Source organism: Streptomyces sp. NPDC050636, assembly GCF_040654775.1.
Taxonomy (GTDB): Bacteria; Actinomycetota; Actinomycetes; order Streptomycetales; family Streptomycetaceae; genus Streptomyces.
Map to the genome: position 1 here is coordinate 137,351 of NZ_JBFAIP010000008.1, position 19,838 is coordinate 157,188.

Sequence of the window (19,838 nt, forward strand, 5' to 3'; positions counted from 1 at the left end):
GTCCTGGAGAGGCTTAGAACGCGGCCTCGTCCAGCTCCATCAGCGACTGGTCGACGGACTCGGCGAGCGAGCGCTGGACGGCGACGCCCGGCAGGACGTTGTGCGCGAAGAACTTCGCGGCCGCGATCTTGCCCTCGTAGAACGCCTTGTCCTTCGACGAGGCGCCGGCCAGCTTCTCCTGGGCCACCGCGGCACCCTTGAGGAGGAGGTAGGCGATGACGACGTCACCCGAAGCCAGCAGCAGGCGGGTGGTGTTGAGGCCGACCTTGTAGATGGACTTGACGTCCTTCTCGGTGGCGGCGAGGTCGGTCAGCATCGTGCCGACGATCGCCTCCAGGTCGGCGGCGGCCTTGGCCAGCTCGCCGCGGGCGCCCTCCAGCTCCTCGCCGCCGACGGCGTCGGCCAGGAACTTCTTGATGGTCTCGGACAGCTGGCTCAGGGCCGCGCCCTGGTTGCGGACGATCTTCCGGAAGAAGAAGTCCTGGCCCTGGATCGCCGTGGTGCCCTCGTAGAGGGTGTCGATCTTGGAGTCCCGGATGTACTGCTCGATCGGGTACTCCTGCAGGTAGCCGGAGCCACCGAAGGTCTGGAGCGACTGGGCCAGCTGCTCGTACGACTTCTCCGAACCGTAGCCCTTGACGATCGGCAGCAGCAGGTCGTTGAGCGCGTGCGCGGCGGAGGCGTCCTCGCCGGCCGCCTCCTTGATGAGGATCTCGTCCTGAACGGTGGCCGTGTAGAGCACCAGCGAGCGCATGCCCTCGGCGTACGCCTTCTGCGTCATCAGCGAGCGGCGCACGTCGGGGTGGTGGGTGATGGTGACGCGCGGCGCGGCCTTGTCGGTGAAGGCGGCCAGGTCCGGGCCCTGCACGCGCTCCTTGGCGTACTCCAGGGCGTTCAGGTAGCCGGTCGAGAGCGTCGCGATGGCCTTCGTGCCGACCATCATGCGGGCGAACTCGATGATCATGAACATCTGGCGGATGCCGTCGTGCTTCTCGCCGATGAGCCAGCCCTTGGCGGGGTGCTTGTCGCCGAAGGTCATCTCGCAGGTGTTGGAGGCCTTCAGGCCCATCTTGTGCTCGACGTTGGTCGCGTAGACGCCGTTACGGTCGCCCAGCTCGCCGGTCTCGAAGTCGAACTCGTACTTCGGGACGAGGAAGAGGGAGAGGCCCTTGGTACCCGGGCCGTGGCCCTCGGGGCGGGCGAGGACGTAGTGAAGGATGTTCTCCGACATGTCGTGCTCACCGGAGGTGATGAAGCGCTTCACACCCTCGATGTGCCAGGAGCCGTCCTCCTGCTTGACGGCCTTGGTGCGGCCCGCGCCGACGTCCGAACCCGCGTCGGGCTCGGTCAGCACCATCGTGGAGCCCCAGCCCTTGTCCACCGCGATCTTGGCGATGTGCTTCTGCTGCTCGGTGCCCTCGTCGAAGAGCACGCCGGCGAAGGCCGGGCCGGAGGCGTACATCCACACGGCCGGGTTGGCGCCCAGGATCGACTCGGCGAAGGCCCAGAGCAGGGAGCGCGGCGTGGTGGTGCCGCCGATCTCCTCCGGGATGCCCAGGCGCCACCACTCGGCGTCCATGTAGGCCTGGTAGCTCTTCTTGAAGGTGTCCGGGACCGGTGCGGTGTTGGTGTCCGGGTCGAATACCGGCGGGTTCCGGTCGGCGTCGGCGAAGGAATCGGCCAGCTCGTTCTCCGACAGCCTGACGATCTCGGACAGCACGCTCTTGGCGGTGTCGACATCCATCTCCGCGAACGGTCCGGTGCCGTACACGCTGTCACGGCCGAGCACCTCGAAGAGGTTGAACTCGATGTCGCGGAGATTCGACTTGTAGTGCCCCATGGGTACGGCTCCGTAAGGGTTCGGGGAGGAAGGCACCTCGGAACGAGGCGGTGACCTCAATACGCAATACCAGCAAGTAGCTACGATGATGCTACCCACCGGTAATAAGAAGCAACCCCTAACCACCCATCTGTGACGAGCGTCCCCCGCCGAACGCGCGAATCAGTACGCTGTGCGGCATGTACGGCTACGACCAGAACACGGGTGCCGGGCAGCAGCAGTACGGCGCGCCGCCCCCGCCGCAGCAGCCGGCCCCCGGGGGCTACGGCGAGCAGCCGCTGTATCCCGAGCCGTCCCCGCCCTCCCTCGCCGACGCGGTGCGCGCCTTCACCACCGGCTCGATGTCGGCCGAGGACTTCCAGGGCATCTTCTCGACGTCCAAGATCTACTGCCCGCGCGGTGAGAACCCCGGCTTCCTGGCGCTGCACAACACCCAGCAGCCGGTGATCCCGATGTTCACCTCGCTCAAGGAGCTGCGGCGGTACGCGGGCAAGGAGTCCAAGTACTTCGTGATCACCGGCGCCGAGGTGCTCGACCTGCTGCCGACCGGTTACGGCTTCGTCCTCGACATGGAGGGCGACCACCGGATGGTCTTCGACGCCAAGGCCGTCGAGGAGATGGTCGACTTCGCGATGCGGCGGATGTACGGCTAGCGGATGTACGGCTAGCCGCCATCGCTTCGTGGCCGGCCGGCCCCGCCCGATTCCCCGTCCAGCGGCCCTGTCGGTCTACGGAAACGCGCACGGGAATGGCGCATGCCTTGTGGTTTGTTAAGGATTCAACTAAGTTGAATGGTGAACGACCGAGGAGGCCGTCATGCCCGCTGTGACCGTAGAGAATCCGCTGACCCTGCCTCGCGTGGCGGCGGCCACCGGGTCGCGCACCCGCCCGGTGCTGGCCGTCTCGACCGCTCCCAGCGGATTCGAGGGCGAGGGCTTCCCGGTGCGCCGGGCGTTCGCCGGCATCGACTACCAGCACCTCGACCCGTTCATCATGATGGATCAGATGGGCGAGGTGGAGTATCAGCCCGGGGAGGCCAAGGGCACTCCCTGGCACCCGCACCGCGGCTTCGAGACGGTCACCTATCTGATCGACGGGACGTTCGTGCACCGGGACTCGCACGGTGGCGGCGGCGTCATCAACGACGGCGACACCCAGTGGATGACGGCTGGCTCCGGTCTGCTGCACATCGAGGCGCCGCCGGAGTCGCTCGTCATTTCCGGCGGCCTCTTCCACGGCCTCCAGCTGTGGGTGAACCTGCCGAAGAGCGACAAGATGATGGCCCCCCGCTACCAGGACATCGGCGGCGGCCGGGTGAAGCTGCTGACCTCCGCCGACGGCGGGGCGCTGCTGCGCCTGATCGCCGGTGAGATCGACGGCCACCAGGGACCGGGCGTCACGCACACACCGATCACGATGATGCATGTGACGCTCAACCCGGGCGCGGAGCTGACGCTGCCCTGGCGCGCGGACTTCAACGCGCTGGCGTACGGCCTGGCCGGGCGCGGCACGGCGGGTGCGGACGGACGCCCGTTCCGGATGGGCCAGTCGGTCGTCTTCGGCAGTGGGGGAGACTCGGTCACGGTCCGGGCGCACGAGTCCCAGGATTCGCGCAGCCCGAACTTCGAGGTCGTGCTGCTGGGCGGGCTGCCGATCCGCGAGCCGATGATGCATTACGGCCCGTTCGTGATGAACACCCATGCCGAACTGGCCCAGGCCTTCGAGGACTTCCAGGCCGGCCGCCTCGGGACGATCCCCACCGACGCGCACTGAGCCGTATCGGCACCGGGGGCGTGGTTTCACGTGAAACCACGCCCCCGACCCGTGCCCTGCCGCGACCCGGAGCACCCCCGTACGCGGTGAATACGGGCCGCCCGCCGCCGCGCTGTGGTGGACTGTCCGGGTGCGAAACGACTCGGATCAAGACCGGCGCGGGAGCGGGCACGCTCAGCCGCTGCTCCCGATCGAGGCCCGGCGGGCCGCGGCCTGGTGCGCGGTGGGGCTGCTGGTCGCGGCCGTTCTGGCCCTCGGCGTGTGGCTCTGCGTCTGGCTGAGCGCGGCGGTTGTGCCCGTTCTGCTGGCGCTGTTGGGAAGCGCGTTGCTCGGGCCGCTGTACCGGCGGCTGGTGGCGATGAAGCTCCACCGCTCGCTCGCCGCCGGACTGACCTGTGCCGTGCTGCTGGTCGTGGTCGGCGGCGCCGGCTACATCGTCGTCAGCGCGCTGGTCGACACCGGTGACCAGATCATCGCCTCGCTCAAGGACGCCGCCCAGGGCGTGTCCGAGCACTTCGGTACGGCCGGCACCTCACTCAACGACATCGCCTCCAACGCCAAGGGCCTGGTCAGCAGGTTCGGCAGCACCGCGGCCTCGGGGCTGCTGGCCGGTGTCAGCGTCGTCGGCCAGGCCATCGCAGCGGCGGTGCTCGCCCTGCTGCTGACGTTCTTCTTCCTGCGCGACTCGGACAAGGCAGTGCGTGCCCTGCACGACTGGGCGCCGGGCGAATCGGCGCCGCAGCTGGAACGGATGGCCCGCCGCGGTTTCCAGTCCATCGAGGGCTTTATGCGCGGCACCACCTTCATCGCGCTGATCGACGCCATCTGCATCACCGTCGGCCTGCTGATCCTGAAGGTGCCGGGCGCGCTCGGCCTGGGCGCTCTGGTCTTCGTCGGCGCCTACATCCCCTACCTCGGTGCGTTCATCTCGGGTGCGGTGGCGATCCTGGTGGCGTTCGCGGACCGCGGTTTTGTGATCGCGCTGTGGGCGCTCGGCATCGTCCTGGCCGTGCAGGTGCTGGAGGGCCATGTCCTCCAGCCGATGATCCAGAGCCGTACGGTCCAGATGCATCCGGCAACGGTGATGCTGGCGATCACGGCGGGTGCGAGCGTCGCCGGGATCCTCGGCATGCTGCTGTCCGTGCCGCTGACCGCGGCCGTCACCGGCGTGCTCCACGAACTGCGCCTGCACTATGCCGCGGGCTCGGGCACCGGCTCTCCGGGACCGGACGGACCGTCGGGGCCGGACGGACCGGAAGGCCCGACCGGCCCGGGTGGTCCCGCCGACGCGGACCCGCCCGGGGACGCCGGCTCGGCGCCTGCTCGTCCGTCGCCTCCGTCCTCGTAAACCTCGAACCACGTCGACTTGCCGTCCCCGCGCGGCTCCACGCCCCATGCGCCGGCCAGCAGCTCCAGCAGCACCAGACCGCGCCCCGAGGACGCCAGTTCGCCGGGGCTGCGGCGGTGCGGCAGCTCATCGCTGCTGTCGGCGACATCGACGCGGATGCGCCGGCTGCCCCGCTCGCCGGAGATCTCGGCGACCAGCAGCGCGTCCCCGTCCGTGTGCATCAGGACGTTGGTGACCATCTCGGAGACCATCAGCACCGCCGAGTCGACCTGGTCCGGGTCGGCCCAGTCGTGCAGCACATCCCGGACCTGCCGGCGCGCTTCGGCTATCCGCTCCGGCTCGGCCTGCGCGACGGTCAGGACAGTGCGCCGCACGGGCTGCGGCAGCCGGCCGCCGGTGCCCACCGCGCAGCTGGCGCCGTCGCGGAGCAGGAGCAACATCGCGATGTCGTCCTCGCGGCGGTCGATCAGCGGCCCGGTGGTGTGGTGCGAGGACGGCCCGTGCACGGCCTGTACCAGGGCATCGGCGAGCTGTTCCAGGCTCTCGGCGTCCTCCGCGCCGTCATACGCCTCGATGATGTCGCGCAGCCGCGCCCAGCCGGTCTCCAGGTCGTGGCCGCCGGTCTCGATCAGCCCGTCGGTGCAGACCAGCATGGTTTCGCCGGGCTCCAGCACGAATCGGGTGGTGGGGTAGTCGGTGTCCGGGTCGATGCCCAGCGGCAGCCCGCCCGCGGTGGGGCGGACCAGCATCGTGCCGTCGCTCATCCGGATCGCCGGGTCGGGGTGGCCGGCCCGTGCGATGTCGAGCAGCCCGGTCGACGGGTCCACCTCGATGTAGAGGCAGGTCGCGAAGCGCGGGTCCTCGCCCTGTCCACGGGCCTCGGTCTCGTTGATCCCGGCCAGAAAACGGGAGGCGCGGGAGAGCACCGCGTCGGGGTGGTGGCCCTCCGATGCGTAGGCGCGCAGCGCGATCCTCAGCTGCCCCATCAGGCCCGCGGCCCGTACGTCATGCCCCTGGACGTCCCCGATGACCAGCGCGATCCGGCCGGACGGCAGCGTGATCATGTCGTACCAGTCGCCGCCGACCTCCAGGCCGCCGCCGGTCGGGACGTAGCGGGCGGCGACCGTCATCCCGGGGATGCCCGGCTGCACCGTCGGCAGCATGCTGCGCTGGAGCCCGGCCGCCAGCTCCTGCTGCGACTCCTGCACACCGGCCCTGGCCAGCGCCTGGGCCAGCATCCGGGCGACGGTGGTCAGCACCGAGCGCTCGTCGGGCGTGAAGGTGACCGGCTGGCCGAACCCCGCCATCCAGGCGCCGATCGTCCGGCCCGCGTTGACCAGTGGCAGAAACGCCCAGGAGGTGCGGTCGAAGCGGGCGGCCAGCGGCCAGGTGCCGGGGTAGCGGCGGCGGTAGTCCTCGGGCGTGGGCAGATAGATCGCCCGGCCGGTCCTTATGACCTCGGCGGCCGGATAGTCGGTGTCCAGCGGCATATCGAGGAAGGGCCGCTCGTCGCCGGGCTCATGACCGTGGTGGCCGATGACCGAGACCCGGTCGCCCTCGATGCCGAAGACCGCCAGGCCCTCCGGCATGAACCCGGGCATGGACAGCCCGGCCGCCACCCGCAGCACCTCGGCGGTGGACCGCGCCTCGGCCAGCGCCCGGCCCGCGTCCAGCAGGAACGCCTCCCTGGAGCGCCGCCAGTCGCCGGTGATCGGGGTGCGTGCGGCGGAGGTGCCGGGCTGCGGCTCGGGGACCTCCTGGAGGGTGCCGACCAGCTCGAAGTCGCCGTCGATGATCCGGGGACGGGAGCGGGAGCGGACGATGCGCAGCACCCTGCCGCGCTCGTCCACGATGCGCATCCGGGCCTCGGCGACCGTCTCCTCGGTGACCGCGAGCTGCACGACGCCGTTGATCTCGGCGAAGTCGACGGGATGAAAACGGGAGCGCACGGCCGCCTCGGTGAGCTCCACCGGCATCGCGGGAAGCCCGAGCAGCCGGGCCGCTTCGGCGTCGAGGGTCACCCGTCCCGTTGCGTTGTCCCAGCGCCACAGGCCGGTCGCGATGGCGGCCAGGAGGTCCTTGGTGCGCATTGCCTCACTTTAGGCGGATTTCCGGGGGCCCGACCAGCGAGCCGGATGTAACCGGACGTGACCATCGTGCCAGCAGTCGCCCTCCGGTTCACCCCGGGACGATCGTGATGGGCATATGTCAACGAAGTGCGGGGTGCCGGGACGGTAACCTGGAGCGGTTATGTCAATCCTGGGGTGGCCTTTCCGGTGATCCGGGTGCTCCGGGTGACTCAGCAGGCGATCGGGCGAATGCTCGGTCGCGCGCCGTGTCTCCCGCCTCTCCCCGTATCCCCCGGCAACTTCTCAACTCCCCACCTCGACTCGCGACGACTTGGATGAGCGATGCATCGGTACCGGTCCCATAACTGCGGCGAGCTCCGGGCCGCGGACGTCAACACGGACGTCCGCCTCAGCGGCTGGCTGCACAATCGACGTGACCTGGGCGGCATCCTCTTCATCGATCTGCGCGACCACTACGGCATCACGCAGCTCGTCGCCCGCCCCGGCACGGCCGCCGCGGAGGTCCTCGACAAGCTGACGAAGGAGACGGTCGTCCGCATCGACGGCAAGGTCGTCTCCCGCGGCGCGGACAACGTCAACCCGGAGCTGCCCACCGGCGAGATCGAGATCGAGGCCGCCGAGGTCGAGGTGCTCGGCGCCGCCCAGCAGCTGCCGTTCCAGATCAACCAGGACGACGGGGTCGGCGAGGAGCGCCGCCTGGAGTACCGCTTCCTGGACCTGCGCCGCGAGCGTATGCACCGCAACATCATGCTGCGCAGCGCGGTCATCGCCTCGATCCGCTCGAAGATGGTTGCGCTCGGCTTCAACGAGATGGCGACGCCGATCCTCACCGCGACCTCCCCCGAGGGCGCCCGTGACTTCGTCGTCCCGTCCCGGCTGAACCCCGGCAAGTTCTACGCCCTGCCGCAGGCCCCGCAGCAGTTCAAGCAGCTGTTCATGATCTCGGGCTTCGACCGCTACTTCCAGATCGCGCCCTGCTTCCGCGACGAGGACGCCCGCGCCGACCGTTCGCCGGGCGAGTTCTACCAGCTCGACATCGAGATGTCCTTCGTCGAGCAGGAGGATGTCTTCCAGCCCGTCGAGAAGCTGATGACCGAACTCTTCGAGGAGTTCGGCGGCGACCGCCATGTCACCTCGCCCTTCCCGCGGATCCCGTTCCGCGAGGCCATGCTGAAGTACGGCTCCGACAAGCCGGACCTGCGCGCCCAGCTGGAGCTCGTCGACATCACCGACGTCTTCGAGGGTTCGGAGTTCAAGGCGTTCGCCGGCAAGCACGTCCGCGCGCTGCCGGTGCCGGACACCGCGGGCCAGACGCGGAAGTTCTTCGACGGCCTCGGTGACTTCGCCGTCGAGCAGGGCGCGAAGGGCCTGGCCTGGGTGCGGGTCGGCGAGGACGGCTCGCTGACCGGCCCGATCGCCAAGTTCCTCACCGAGGAGAACGTCAAGGTCCTCACCGAGCGTCTGTCGCTCGCGCCGGGCCACGCGATCTTCTTCGGCGCGGGTGACTTCGACGAGGTCTCGAAGATCATGGGCGCGGTCCGTGTCGAGGCCGCCAAGCGCGCGGGCCGCTTCGAGGAGGGCGTCTTCCGCTTCTGCTGGATCGTCGACTTCCCGATGTACGAGCGGGACGCGGACACCGGCAAGATCGACTTCTCGCACAACCCCTTCTCGATGCCGCAGGGCGGACTTGAGGCCCTGGAGACCCAGGACCCGCTGGACATCCTGGGCTGGCAGTACGACATCGTCTGCAACGGCGTGGAGCTCTCCTCCGGCGCGATCCGGAACCACGAGCCCGACGTCATGTTCAAGGCGTTCGAGATCGCCGGCTACTCCAAGGAGACCGTCGAGCAGGAGTTCTCCGGCATGCTGCGCGCCTTCCAGTACGGCGCCCCGCCGCACGGCGGCATCGCCCCGGGCGTCGACCGCATCGTGATGCTGCTGGCCGACGAGCCGAACATCCGCGAGACGATCGCCTTCCCGCTCAACGGCAACGCCCAGGACCTGATGATGGGCGCGCCGACGGTGCTGGAGGACGCGCGGCTGAAGGAACTCCACCTGAGCATCTACAAGGGCCCGGCGAAGCCGACGCCGTACAAGCCGACGAAGTGATGCGGCCTGAGCCGACGAAGTGATGCGGCGCGCGTGACGCAGTGCGACTGACGCAGTGCGAGTGACACAGTGGGAGGGCCCGGGACCGGTGGCGGTTCCGGGCCCTCGCCGCGTCCGCGGTCGGGCGGCTCGTCCGCACGGTCGGCGGCCCGCTCGCTCCGCCCTCACGCCCCCCGCCCTCACACGCCCGTCACGCCGTCCACCCGCTCCCGGATCAGATCCGCGTGCCCGTTGTGCCGCGCGTACTCCTCGATCATGTGGACGTAGATCCAGCGCAGCGACACCGGAGTGCCCTGGAAATCCCCCGTCGCGTCGAGGTCCAATCCCGCACAGGCCGCGCGCGCCGCGCGTATCTCGGCCTCCCACAGGGCCAGCGTCCCGGCGAGCGTGGCGTCATCCGGCAGCGCGAAGCCGCCATCGGGCACCGTCGGGTCGTACGGCTCCCCGTGGAGGGTCGGCAGCTCGGCCCCCAGCAGCACCCGCCGGAACCACGTCCGCTCCACCTCCGCCAGGTGCTGGACCAGCCCGAGCAGGGTGATCGGCGAGGGCTCGGCGGACGCCTGCCGGGCGCCCGCCTCGTCCAGCCCCGCGCATTTCGCGGCCAGTGTGCTGCGGTGGAAGTCGAGCCAGGATTCGAGGGTGGTGCGCTCGTCGGCCGTCATGGGCGGATTGATACGACTCTCAGCGATGGTCACTCAGCCAGCGTCGCACCCACCACTGACAATCGACCGGCGACAATCGACCGGCGAGCAGCGAGCAGCGGCGGCGACCCACGCCGCCCCGGAACCGCCACGCCACCCCGGAACGACAATGCCCCCGGACCGCATCCGGTCCAGGGGCATCGCCGTCGTTACGTATCCCGCTTACGTATCTCGCTTACGCGTCCGCGTCCTCACTGCCGCCGAACCGCTCCCGGTACCCAGCCAGGTCATCCTCGGTGATCTTCGCGAAGAGCACCGGCGGCACCGTGAACGGCGTCCCGGCCGGAACGGAGGCCAGGGCCTTGGCCTCATCCGCCGAGACCCACACCGCCGTGTCGTTCTTCAGCGCGAACGCGCTCCGCATCGCCTTCGCCGAGCTGGGGATGAACGGCTCGGAGACGATCGCGTACAGGTGGATCAGGTTCATCGCGGTACGCAGCGTCAGGGCCGCCGCGTCCTTGTCCGTCTTGATCTCCAGCCACGGGGCCTTCTCCTCCAGGTAGGAGTTGCCCGCGCTCCACAGGGCACGCAGCGAGGCCGCCGCCTTACGGAACTGCAGGGCCTCCATGTGGCCCTCGTACTCCGCCAGCAGCCTGGCGATCTCCTCGCCCAGCTTCTGCTCGGCGGCACCGGCCTCCGCGCCCGCCGGGACGTCGTCCCCGAAGCGCTTGCGCGAGAACGACAGCACCCGGTTGACGAAGTTGCCGAGCGTGTCCGCCAGGTCCTTGTTGACCGACGACGAGAACAGCTCCCAGGTGAAGGACGTGTCGTCCGACTCCGGGGCGTTGGCGATCAGGAAGTAGCGCCAGTAGTCGGCCGGCAGCAGCTCCAGAGCCGCGTCCGTGAAAATGCCCCGCTGCTGCGACGTCGAGAATTTCCCGCCGTAGTAGTTCAGCCAGTTGAAGGCCTTCAGGAAGTCGACCTTCTTCCACGGCTCACGGGTTCCCAGCTGGGTCGCCGGGAACATCACGCTGTGGAACGGGACATTGTCCTTCGCCATGAATTCGGTGTACCGGACCGTGTCATCGGCCTCGTACCACCACGACTTCCAGTCGCGGTTCTCCGGGTCGACGTCCGCCCATTCCTTCGTCGACCCGATGTACTCGATCGGCGCGTCGAACCAGACGTAGAAGACCTTGCCCTCGGCCGCCAGCTCCGGCCACACATCGGCCGGCACCGGAACGCCCCAGTCCAGGTCACGGGTGATCGCCCGGTCCTGGAGCCCCTCCGTCAGCCACTTGTGCGCGATGGAGGAAGCGAGCGTCGGCCATTCCTTGCTGCCGTTTCCCTCCAGCCAGCCCTCGACCTCGTGCTGCAGCTTCGACTGGAGGAGAAAGAGGTGCTTGGTCTCGCGGACTTCCAGGTCGCCGCTGCCGCTGATCGCCGACCGTGCGTCGATCAGATCGGTCGGGTCGAGCACCCGGGTGCAGTTCTCGCACTGGTCGCCGCGCGCCTTGTCGTAGCCGCAGTGCGGACACGTACCGACGATGTAGCGGTCCGGCAGAAAGCGCTCATCGGCATTCGAGTAGACCTGCCGGATGGCACGCTCCTCGATAAAGCCGTTCTCGTGCAGCTTCCGGGCGAAATGCTGGGTCAGCTCCACATTCTCCTGCGACGAGCTCCGGCCGAAGTAATCAAACTCCAGCGCGAAGCCTTCGTAGATCGCCTTCTGCTTGTCGTGCTGCTCGCTGCAGAACGCGTCCACCGACTGCCCGGCGGCCTTCGCGGCCAGCTCGGCGGGCGTGCCGTGCTCGTCCGTAGCGCAGATGTAGAGCACATCGTGCCCGCGCTGCCGCATATACCGGGAATACACGTCGGCCGGGAGCATGGACCCCACCATGTTGCCCAGGTGCTTGATCCCGTTGATATACGGAAGGGCGCTGGTGATGAGGTGTCGAGCCATTGCCGGCTGCTCCCAAGTCGCTACGGTGAGTGATGATTTGCTTTACGGAACGTCAATATCGTACTGGACGGGGTGGGGGCGGTGGGGCGGGCGGCGGTGCAGGCCCGTACGGGCTCGTTGTACGGGGCGGGGTGGTCGCCGTACGGGACGAGGCGGGGGGAATTTCGCTGTTCGTACGGTGTACGGCCCCGCTGGCCGGAATAGCCTGCGAGTGACGAGGCGGGTACGCACCGTGCGTACGCGCCGGGGAGGGCGGATCTCATGGCCGACGAACCTCAACTTCCGGACCCGTACCGGTACTTCGGCAACCAGTTCCAGCTGTGGCGCAAGGACGCGGGGGTCAGTCGCCAGCAGGTGGGCGAGGCGGCCCGCTACTCCGCGGCCACGGTGGAGTCGGTGGAGTGCGGAAGGCGGCCGGTGCCGCCGAAGCTGGCGGAGGTGGCGGATGAACTCTTCGGGGCGAGGGGGAAGTTGGTCGCCGGGCTGACGTATTTGAAGAGGGGGAAGTTTCCGGAGCGGTCGCGGGACTTCTTTGAGTTCGAGATGGACGCGATCAGTGTGTCGTCGTACCAGCCTCTGCTCATCCCGGGGCTGTTGCAGACGGAGGAGTACGTACGGGCGTTGATCGGAGACCACTCTCCTCCGCTGGACGACGAGACGGCTGAGCAACGAATTCAGGCGCGGCTGGAGCGACAGCAGCTGCTCACTCGTACCCCGCCGGTGGACTTCAACTTTGTGCTGTACGAAGCCGCCCTGTATTGCCCGATCGGCGGCGCTGGAGCGCGTGAGCGACAGTTGCTGCGCTTGCTGGAGGTTGGGCGTCTCCGGCACGTCTCTCTTCAAGTGCTGCCGTTCGACCGCCCTACGGGTGCGGCGCTCAATGGCCCGATGGTGCTGCTGGAAACCCAAGATCATGCCCACTTCGCCCTGGCTGAGGGGCAGTCCCTGAGCCAGTTCACCTCAGATCCGGCCGATCTGAGTTTGCTTACAGCTCGCCATGGCATGATCCGCACCCAGGCCCTTAGCGTTGAGGAATCGGCGAAATTCCTCGAACGGATGTTGGAGAAGCTATGAGCGGCAACCTGTCCTGGTTCAAGTCCAGCTACAGCGACTCCGAGGGCAGCGAGTGCGTCGAAGTCGCCCTCGCCTGGCGCAAGTCCACGTACAGCGACGACCAGGGCAGCGAGTGCGTAGAGGTCGCCACCTGCCCGGATGCTCCCGCCGCCACCACCATCCACGTCCGTGACTCCAAGAACACGTCCGGCCCCCAGCTCACCTTCCCCGCCCCCGCCTGGACCGACTTCCTCACACTCGCCGCCGGTCGCTGACCGGCGGCGCCTCAACTGCCGGGCCGGTCGGGCGGGTTAGCCGTCGTACTCGCCGGATTCTCGCGCCAGCCGTTCGTCGAGGTCGCTCACCCATTGTTGGGCCCAGCTTCTGAGTTCGGCGATGGCGTCATCGGTGAGGCCGTAGGCGGCGAATTCCTCATCGTCGTACCACTCGGCGCCGGCCAGACGGTCGCGCAGGTCATCGAGACGGAACGCGTCGCGTCCGTGGCGCTGGCCGAGCTGTTCGAGTTCTGGGCGGCCGCGGTGTTCCGCGGCGTGGACGTCGATGAGGTCCCGGACGGCGCCACGATCGGCCAGGGCGCGGACCTTGGTGCCGATGACGTCATCGAGGGAGAGGACCGGGCCATAGGCGGTGTTCTGCGGCGGCGACCAGAGGTTCTCCTTGAGGACGTCGACTTCGCATGCCGCGCCGTCGGCGTCGGTGGCCACGAGGCGGGCGGAGAGGGGGTCGGTGCTGATCACCGTGACCTGCCAGCCGCGCTCGGACAGGCCCTGCTGGAGGACGCGGGCGATGTCGGCCATGGGCGCGGGGTTCTCGGTGGCGAAATCGAGGTCCTGGCTGAGGCGGTTGACCAGCCCGTGGGCCTGGACGGCGTAGCCGCCGGTGATGACCAAGGGGTAGGGACTGCCGATGGCGAGGACGTCGGCCAGGAGCCGGCGGTGGAGTGCGCTGAGGTTCACGCGGCCGCGGACGTCGCGCCGGCCAGAGTGGGGAAGGCCGCCTCCCACACCTCGCGGAGGTGACGACTGACCAGCGTGCGCAGCACCGGCCACTGCGAGACCAGCAAGCCGCCGTCGAGCAGCGCGGTCAGATCGTCGCGCTGTCCCTCGGCCAGGACGGTCCGGTAGTAGCTCATGCACTGGCGTGGCCGGCGCAGATCGTAGGTGCGCAGGCCGGACCAGGCGACGTGCAGCGGCAGCTCTACGTGGCCCTGGGTGGGGCCGGTGAGGTCGTCGAGGGAGGCAGGCAGGCGGTCGGAGTACCGCTGGCGCAGCACGTCCGCGCTGGACGGTGCGGCGGTGGGGGAGGACTGCGAGGCCATGAAGCGATTATCCCCTGCCGGGGCGCTGACGGGTACTGGCGGGCCGTATCCGCTGTGCTTGCGTCGCTGGCCTGGTGCGTCACACTCGCCGCCGGTCGCTGACCGGCGGCGCCTCCTCCGCCACCGGCCCCTGCTTCGCCGTACGGGTCGTGATCATCAGGCCGGCGACCACAGCGGCCAGCAGCATGATCAGCGAACCGATGCCCATCGCCACGTTGAACCCGTGCACCACGCCCTCCTTCACGACGGCATCCCGCATGGCCGGCGTAATACGGCCTGCATTCCTCCGGGCGGCGTCCGCGAGATGGGACGCGACATACGTCGCACTCGCCGACGTCGCGATCGTGTTGAGCAGCGCCGTACCGACCGAACCGCCCACCTGCTGGGCGGTGTTGACGGTCGCGGACGTGACGCCGGCGTCCTGTAGCGCCACCCCGGACGTGGCTGTCGCGATCACCGGCATGAAGATCAGGCCCATGCCGAGGCCGACGAGGATTTCGGTGGGTAGCACGTGCGAGGCGTACGCGGGGCGCGCGGTCAGGTACGTCAGCAGATACAGGCCCACGGCGACGAGCAGCGCGCCGGGGACCATCAGCATCCGTGGCGCGACGAGATGCAGCAGCCGCGCGGAGATCTGCGTCGACCCGATGACGATCGCACCGACCATCGGCAGGAACGCCAGGCCCGCCTTGACCGGCGAGTATCCGAGCACGGCCTGGAAGTAATAGGTCATGAACAGGAACATCCCGAACATCGCGATGATGGACAGGCCCATGGTCAGGAAGGCCCCGCCGCGGTTGCGGTCGCGAACGATGTGCAGGGGCAGCAGCGGGTGACGGGACCGTGTCTGCCACCACGCGAAGACGCCGAGCAGCACCACGCCACCCACCAGCAGCGCGATCACCCGTGAGTCACTCCAGCCGCGCGGCTGGGCCTCGCTGCACCCGTAGACGATCGCGACCAGACCGGTGCAGCCGAGTACGACACCGGGTACGTCCAGGTGGGCGGGGGCGCGGACGGGCTTGTCGTGGAGGAACACGGCCGCGCCGGCGAACGCGATGGCGGCGATGGGGATGTTCACGTACAGACACCAGCGCCAGTTCAGGTACTCGGTCAGCAGCCCGCCGGCGATCAACCCGATGGCGGCGCCCCCACCCGCGATAGCGCCGTAGATCCCGAACGCCTTGCTGCGCTCCTTCCCGATGGTGAAGGTCGTGGTCAGCAGCGACAGCGCGGACGGGGCCAGCAGCGCGGCGAAGGCGCCTTGAAGGGCGCGCGCCCCGAACAGCAGCGCAGGGCCGGTGGCGGCGCCGCCGAAACCGGACGCGATGGCGAACCCGACCAGCCCGATCATGAAGGTCCGCTTACGCCCCACGAGGTCCGCGATCCGACCGCCGAGCAGCAGCAGCCCGCCGAACGCGAGCGTGTACGCGGTGATCACCCACTGCCGGTTCGCATCCGACACTCCCAGGTCCTGCTGTGCCGACGGCAGCGCGATATTCACGATCGTGGCATCCAGCACCACCATCAACTGGGCGAGCGCGATCACCACGAGCCCCCACCAGCGGCGCGGATCGGGCGCGGGCTGCGTTGCCCAGGTGGGAGTGCTGGGCTGGCCGGGAGGGGGCGCGGGGTCTCCCTCTGAATCACCCTTCACCTATTCAGCGTAGGCAGGGGGGCGGGGGCTCGCCTGTTGTGAGGCGGGCGGGGGCCGAGCCGGATCCCGGCTCCCGGATCTCGGGTCCCGATCCTCGGGATCCGAGCCCCGAGACCCAAGCTCTGTTGGTTTTGTTGTTTTTGGTGGTTTGGGTTTGGGTTGGTAAATCCCCCCAACCAAACCCGCGCGCACGGGCCCGCGTACGCCTCAACTGGCCTGCCTACCACCGCAGATCACTTTTCGTGACCGCCTTGCGACGCGCCGTCCCGATCCTCTAGCGTTCGCCGCAACTCTTCACAGCAACTAAAACGACCCCGGCCGGTGCGCCAACACCAAACCGAGGTCTAACCAGCAAGATCACGTCCTCTAACCAGGAGATCTCGTGGCTAACGCGCAGCCTATCGCCGCCTTGCCCGTCCCCACAGGGCCGTCGCACCCAATGGCCCGCCCGGGCTACGGAAAACGCACGGTGGCTGACGCGGTCACTGACACCGACAGCACCGGCGACTCCTTCTCCCACCTCCCACCCCGTGAGGCGTACCTCGCCGGAGTCATCGACGCGCTCCCCGAAGGCGCCGCGATGAGCATCAAAGTCCTCGCAGACGCGCAGCCGTACTACGGCCAACAGGCCGTCGCCACCGCCCTGCGCACCCTCTCCGCCGAAGGCCACTTACGCCGCGTACGCAGCGCCCCACCCACGAGCAACAAGCTCGTCACCCACACGTTCTTCTCCCGCACACCGCGCCCCGACGCCTGGTGGTCGGCCTACCTCAACCAGTCGCCAACACCGGCAACTTCGCCCAACAAGCCCCCGACTCCCCGCCCCACCAAGCCCCGAACACTCGGCCGGACAAGCGCGCCCACCCTTGAGAAGACGCCCCACTCCCGCGCCTACGCCACACTCGCCGGACTCGGCCACGTCGACGACCGCGTCACGCTCTCAGCAGCCGAATGCGCCGCCTTGGAGGGACTCGCCTCCCAATGGCTCGCCCGAGGCGCCACCGAGGACCACCTCATCCGCTCCCTGACCGCCGGCCTCCCCGATGAGGTCAGCAGCCCAGGCGCCTTCATCCGCACCCGCCTGACCAGCAAACTCCCCCCGGAACCCAGCCGCGCCCCAAAGCCCACCCCCTCCCACCGCTGGCTAGTCGAATGCACCAACTGCGGCGCCCCGGGCCGCCCGGAAGCCCTCCCTGGCGGCCTCTGCTGCTCCTGCCGAGACGAAGCTCCACCCCAGCCGACGGGGCCACTCACCCCAACCGAGGTCCACGCCCGAGCCACCGGCCTTCGCACCGCCGCGGGCCTCCCCGCCCGGCCACGCCAGATCAGCCCAGCGGCTTCTTGACCTCGGTGCGTATCTTGTCCGCCCTATCTGCAAACGCCTGTAGATCGACCGATGCGGGATCCTTCCCCAATTCCGCAGCATCGGTCTCCGCGACACTGCCGCTGGTGCTGTAATCAGCCCACACACAGAATCCCAGCGTGATTTTCTGCCCTGCTTGGGTCTTCACATCCACCCCGCAGGTCAGAGAGTCCCCGCCACCGCTGGGCGTGAACTTCTTCTCGGCGACGGCGACTTCCGTATCCACATTTTTCGTCATGCCCCCGATGGCGCTATCGACGGCCCTCTCGGGATCATCGATGGTGCCGTAGAGGCCGAGCATCACCAGCGACTGCGTGCCGCTCGTGTACTGACCACCCACGGCTTTCATGCCGTGCTCATTCGACCCGTCACTCGGCACCGATTCGGCGGCCTGCTGGGATATGTCCTTGGCGAGCTTGTACTCACCACCGGCGAGCGTCTGCGGCACGGTAATCCGGTACTTCGGGCCGGCGTGACCACCACTCCCGCCCCCGCTCCCCCTCCCCGAGAAGACCACGGCCGACGCCACACTGCCGATCACCAACACCCCGACGATCGCGCCGATGATTCCCCACGTTTTCCCGGCGTTGCTCTTCGGCGGCGGAGGCGGCAACATGCCAGGCCCGCCGTACCCATAAGGAGCCTGCTGCGGCGCCCCGTATGGCGCCTGCGGAGGCGTGCCGTACGGCGCTTGCTGCCCATACGGCCCTGGCGGCACCTGATGGCCAGGAGGCTGCTGCGGGTACCCGCCCGGCTGCCCCGGCTGCGGCGCCCCCGCCGGTGCGCCATACCCCGGCGCACCCCCAAAGCCATGTTGCGGCTGCTGCGGCGTACTCATTCGCATCCCCCACTCGACTGTTCTCTGGCAGAGCGCCTGATGGCATGCTCATGGCCGATCAAGTCTCAGGAAATCACACCTGGATCGCTACGTCCGCATATCTACTCGCCCGGCTTGTGGTCGGGTAGCTCCGGATTCTCCTCGGCGGTTTGGCTACCTTCCCCGACGGATTTAACGAGTTCCTCAAGAAGCTGGGCAACGGCTGCACCATCTTCCTCAGGAAAGTCCTGGGTAATGGCCTCGGGGGTGCCGGGGGCGTGGAAAAGCCGCCGGCCGCGGTCGGGCCCGGTTAAGGCCCGGCCGCGGCCGGTGAGTGAAGTAAGGCTGGGGGTGGGTCAGTTGTCCTTGAGGACGCCGGCGGTGCGGGCCTCGGTGAGCCATTCGGGGAACTCGACCATCAGCTGCTGGTAGAGCTCGTCGGCGGAGAGGCTGCGGGGGTCGCGGCCGGCGTGGAAGAAGCCGGCGTTGTCGACGACGCGCTTTTCCGGGACGGCCAGGTCGTCCAGCTTGCGGAGGAAGTCGAAGCCCTTTGCGTCCGGGTCGCCGAAGCCGATGAACTGCCAGAAGATGGGGAGTTCGGCGGCTTCGCACAGGGCCTTTTCGGCGGCCGGCTTGGAGGTCGGGGCGCCGTCGGTCTGGAAGATGACGAAGGCGGGGGCCGTCGAGCCGGACTTCTTGTAGTGCTCGACCACGGCGTTGATGGCCCAGTGGTAGTTCGTACGGCCCATGTGGCCGAGGCCGGAGTGCAGCTCCTCGATGCGGCCTTCGTAGTTGGTGAGGTCGACCTCGGCGGTGCCGTCGACGTCGGTGGAGAAGAAGACGACCGGGACCTTGCCGTCGTCGTCGAGGTTCGCGGAGAGGCCGAGGGCCTGTTCGGCGAGGTGCTGGACCGTGCCGTCCTTGTAGTAGTTGCGCATCGAGCCGGAGCGGTCGAGGACCAGGTAGACGGCGGCGCGCTGGGTGGCGAGGCCGTGCTTCTGGAGGGTGGCGCCCGCGGACTTGTACAGGCTGACGAGGCCGGGGGCCGTGGATTCGACCTTGGTGAGGGAGATGGCGGGGGAGGGGGAAGGGGAGGGAGAGGGGGTTTCCGTCTCCGTCTCCGGCTCCGGCTTCGCCTCGGGTTCGGGGGCTGAGGACTTGGGCTCGGGCTTGGGCTCGGGCTCGGGTGCTGCTTCTGCCTCCGGCTCCGCCTTCGCCGATTCGGTGGTCGGCTCGGGGGCGGCCACCGGTGCGGGGTTGTCGAAGGCCTGGCTCACCAGGTCGGAGATGGCCTCGGGGGCGTCCAGAGCGGTGGCATCGGTTGCCGGAGCTGCAGCCGCAGCCTCGGCCGGAGCACTCGCGGTGGTTGCGGGGGAGGTGTCCTCGTTGCGCTGGTCGGTGGCTTCGGTGGCTTCGGTCGCCTCTGCGGTCTCCGTCGTCGACGGCTTGGGCTCGACGGCCTCAATGGTCGCGACGGGCTCCGTGGCCGCAGCGGTCGCAGTAGTCGCAGTGGCCTCTGTCGACTCTGGCTTCTCTGCCTCCTCCGTCTCCTTCGGCTTCGCGGCCTCGACGTCCACCGGGCTGCCCTGTGCCGGGAGCGTGGCGGTCGTGGGCGTCGGCTCCGGGGCGGGGGCCTCGGCCGGGGCCGTGCGGGCGGCGGGGACCTCGGCTTCTGGCGCCGGGGTGGCGGATGCCGGGGTGGACTCCTCGCGGGCCTCCGGGATCGTGGCCGACTCCGGCGTATCAGCGCCGCTCGGTGCCGCGCCGGTTTCTTCGCGGGTCGCCTTCGAGCGACCGAAAGCGTTGCGTAGCAGACTCCGAATGCCCATCGGCGAACCTCTCTTG

15 protein-coding genes and 1 pseudogene are annotated in these 19,838 nt (G+C 68.8%); 7 read left to right on the forward strand and 9 right to left on the reverse strand.

Features of this window, described 5'->3' with window-relative positions; genetic code table 11:
• Positions 1 to 13: 13 nt before the first annotated feature.
• Positions 14 to 1,840: an acyl-CoA dehydrogenase gene (locus AB0I10_RS11070; RefSeq protein ID WP_363152085.1), complete on the reverse strand. Its 1,827-nt coding sequence runs from the start codon at positions 1,838 to 1,840 to the stop codon at positions 14 to 16.
• A gap of 179 nt (positions 1,841 to 2,019) precedes the next feature.
• Between AB0I10_RS11070 and AB0I10_RS11075 the strand changes: the two genes are divergently transcribed.
• The 3 genes and pseudogenes from AB0I10_RS11075 to AB0I10_RS11085 form a co-directional block, all read left to right on the forward strand.
• The gene (locus AB0I10_RS11075) at positions 2,020 to 2,493 is read left to right on the forward strand and encodes an SseB family protein (protein ID WP_363152086.1); all 474 of its coding nucleotides are present in this window, start codon (positions 2,020 to 2,022) and stop codon (positions 2,491 to 2,493) included.
• Between the two features lie 163 nt (positions 2,494 to 2,656).
• Positions 2,657 to 3,613 carry a pirin family protein gene (locus AB0I10_RS11080; protein WP_363152087.1) on the forward strand — a complete coding sequence of 319 codons (957 nt, stop codon included), beginning with the start codon at positions 2,657 to 2,659 and terminating at the stop codon, positions 3,611 to 3,613.
• A 130-nt stretch (positions 3,614 to 3,743) separates the two neighbouring features.
• Positions 3,744 to 4,820, forward strand: a pseudogene (locus AB0I10_RS11085) (AI-2E family transporter); the annotation flags it as partial.
• Here the strand turns inward: AB0I10_RS11085 and AB0I10_RS11090 are convergent.
• Positions 4,805 to 7,051, reverse strand: coding sequence for a SpoIIE family protein phosphatase (locus AB0I10_RS11090; protein ID WP_363152088.1), 2,247 nt, complete (start codon positions 7,049 to 7,051; stop codon positions 4,805 to 4,807). The pseudogene AB0I10_RS11085 and the gene AB0I10_RS11090 sit on opposite strands and share 16 nt — an antisense overlap.
• A gap of 321 nt (positions 7,052 to 7,372) precedes the next feature.
• Between AB0I10_RS11090 and aspS the strand changes: the two genes are divergently transcribed.
• Entirely contained in the window at positions 7,373 to 9,160 is a 1,788-nt protein-coding gene (gene aspS / locus AB0I10_RS11095) for an aspartate--tRNA ligase (protein ID WP_363152089.1), read from the forward strand.
• A gap of 179 nt (positions 9,161 to 9,339) precedes the next feature.
• Here aspS and AB0I10_RS11100 read toward each other — a convergent pair whose 3' ends face one another.
• Positions 9,340 to 9,822: a DinB family protein gene (locus AB0I10_RS11100; protein ID WP_363152090.1), complete on the reverse strand. Its 483-nt coding sequence runs from the start codon at positions 9,820 to 9,822 to the stop codon at positions 9,340 to 9,342.
• A 214-nt stretch (positions 9,823 to 10,036) separates the two neighbouring features.
• Complete coding sequence (gene metG, locus AB0I10_RS11105) at positions 10,037 to 11,764, reverse strand: methionine--tRNA ligase (RefSeq protein ID WP_363152091.1); 1,728 nt, start codon at positions 11,762 to 11,764, stop codon at positions 10,037 to 10,039.
• A gap of 261 nt (positions 11,765 to 12,025) precedes the next feature.
• On the opposite strand from metG, the gene AB0I10_RS11110 reads away from it, so the two are divergent.
• A complete protein-coding gene (locus tag AB0I10_RS11110; RefSeq protein ID WP_363152092.1) occupies positions 12,026 to 12,838 on the forward strand; it encodes a helix-turn-helix transcriptional regulator in 813 nt (270 codons plus the stop codon).
• Entirely contained in the window at positions 12,835 to 13,092 is a 258-nt protein-coding gene (locus tag AB0I10_RS11115) for a DUF397 domain-containing protein (RefSeq protein ID WP_363152093.1), read from the forward strand. Before AB0I10_RS11110 ends, AB0I10_RS11115 begins: the two co-directional genes overlap by 4 nt.
• Before the next feature lie 36 nt (positions 13,093 to 13,128).
• Here the strand turns inward: AB0I10_RS11115 and AB0I10_RS11120 are convergent, their stop codons facing one another.
• From AB0I10_RS11120 to AB0I10_RS11130, 3 genes are all read right to left on the reverse strand, one after another.
• Complete coding sequence (locus tag AB0I10_RS11120; RefSeq protein WP_363152094.1) at positions 13,129 to 13,794, reverse strand: nucleotidyl transferase AbiEii/AbiGii toxin family protein; 666 nt, start codon at positions 13,792 to 13,794, stop codon at positions 13,129 to 13,131.
• A complete protein-coding gene (locus AB0I10_RS11125; protein WP_363152095.1) occupies positions 13,791 to 14,156 on the reverse strand; it encodes a hypothetical protein in 366 nt (121 codons plus the stop codon). The genes AB0I10_RS11120 and AB0I10_RS11125 overlap by 4 nt, the downstream gene beginning before the upstream one ends.
• Positions 14,157 to 14,235: 79 nt before the next feature.
• Entirely contained in the window at positions 14,236 to 15,813 is a 1,578-nt protein-coding gene (locus tag AB0I10_RS11130; protein ID WP_363152096.1) for an MFS transporter, read from the reverse strand.
• A gap of 469 nt (positions 15,814 to 16,282) precedes the next feature.
• Here AB0I10_RS11130 and AB0I10_RS11135 point away from each other — a divergent pair, with 469 nt between their 5' ends.
• Entirely contained in the window at positions 16,283 to 17,158 is an 876-nt protein-coding gene (locus AB0I10_RS11135) for a hypothetical protein (protein ID WP_363152097.1), read from the forward strand.
• Here the strand turns inward: AB0I10_RS11135 and AB0I10_RS11140 are convergent.
• Positions 17,139 to 17,792, reverse strand: coding sequence for a hypothetical protein (locus AB0I10_RS11140; RefSeq protein WP_363152098.1), 654 nt, complete (start codon positions 17,790 to 17,792; stop codon positions 17,139 to 17,141). The two genes, AB0I10_RS11135 and AB0I10_RS11140, sit on opposite strands and share 20 nt — an antisense overlap.
• 557 nt (positions 17,793 to 18,349) lie before the next feature.
• Entirely contained in the window at positions 18,350 to 19,822 is a 1,473-nt protein-coding gene (locus AB0I10_RS11145) for a VWA domain-containing protein (RefSeq protein ID WP_363152099.1), read from the reverse strand.
• Between the last annotated feature and the right edge of the window lie 16 nt (positions 19,823 to 19,838).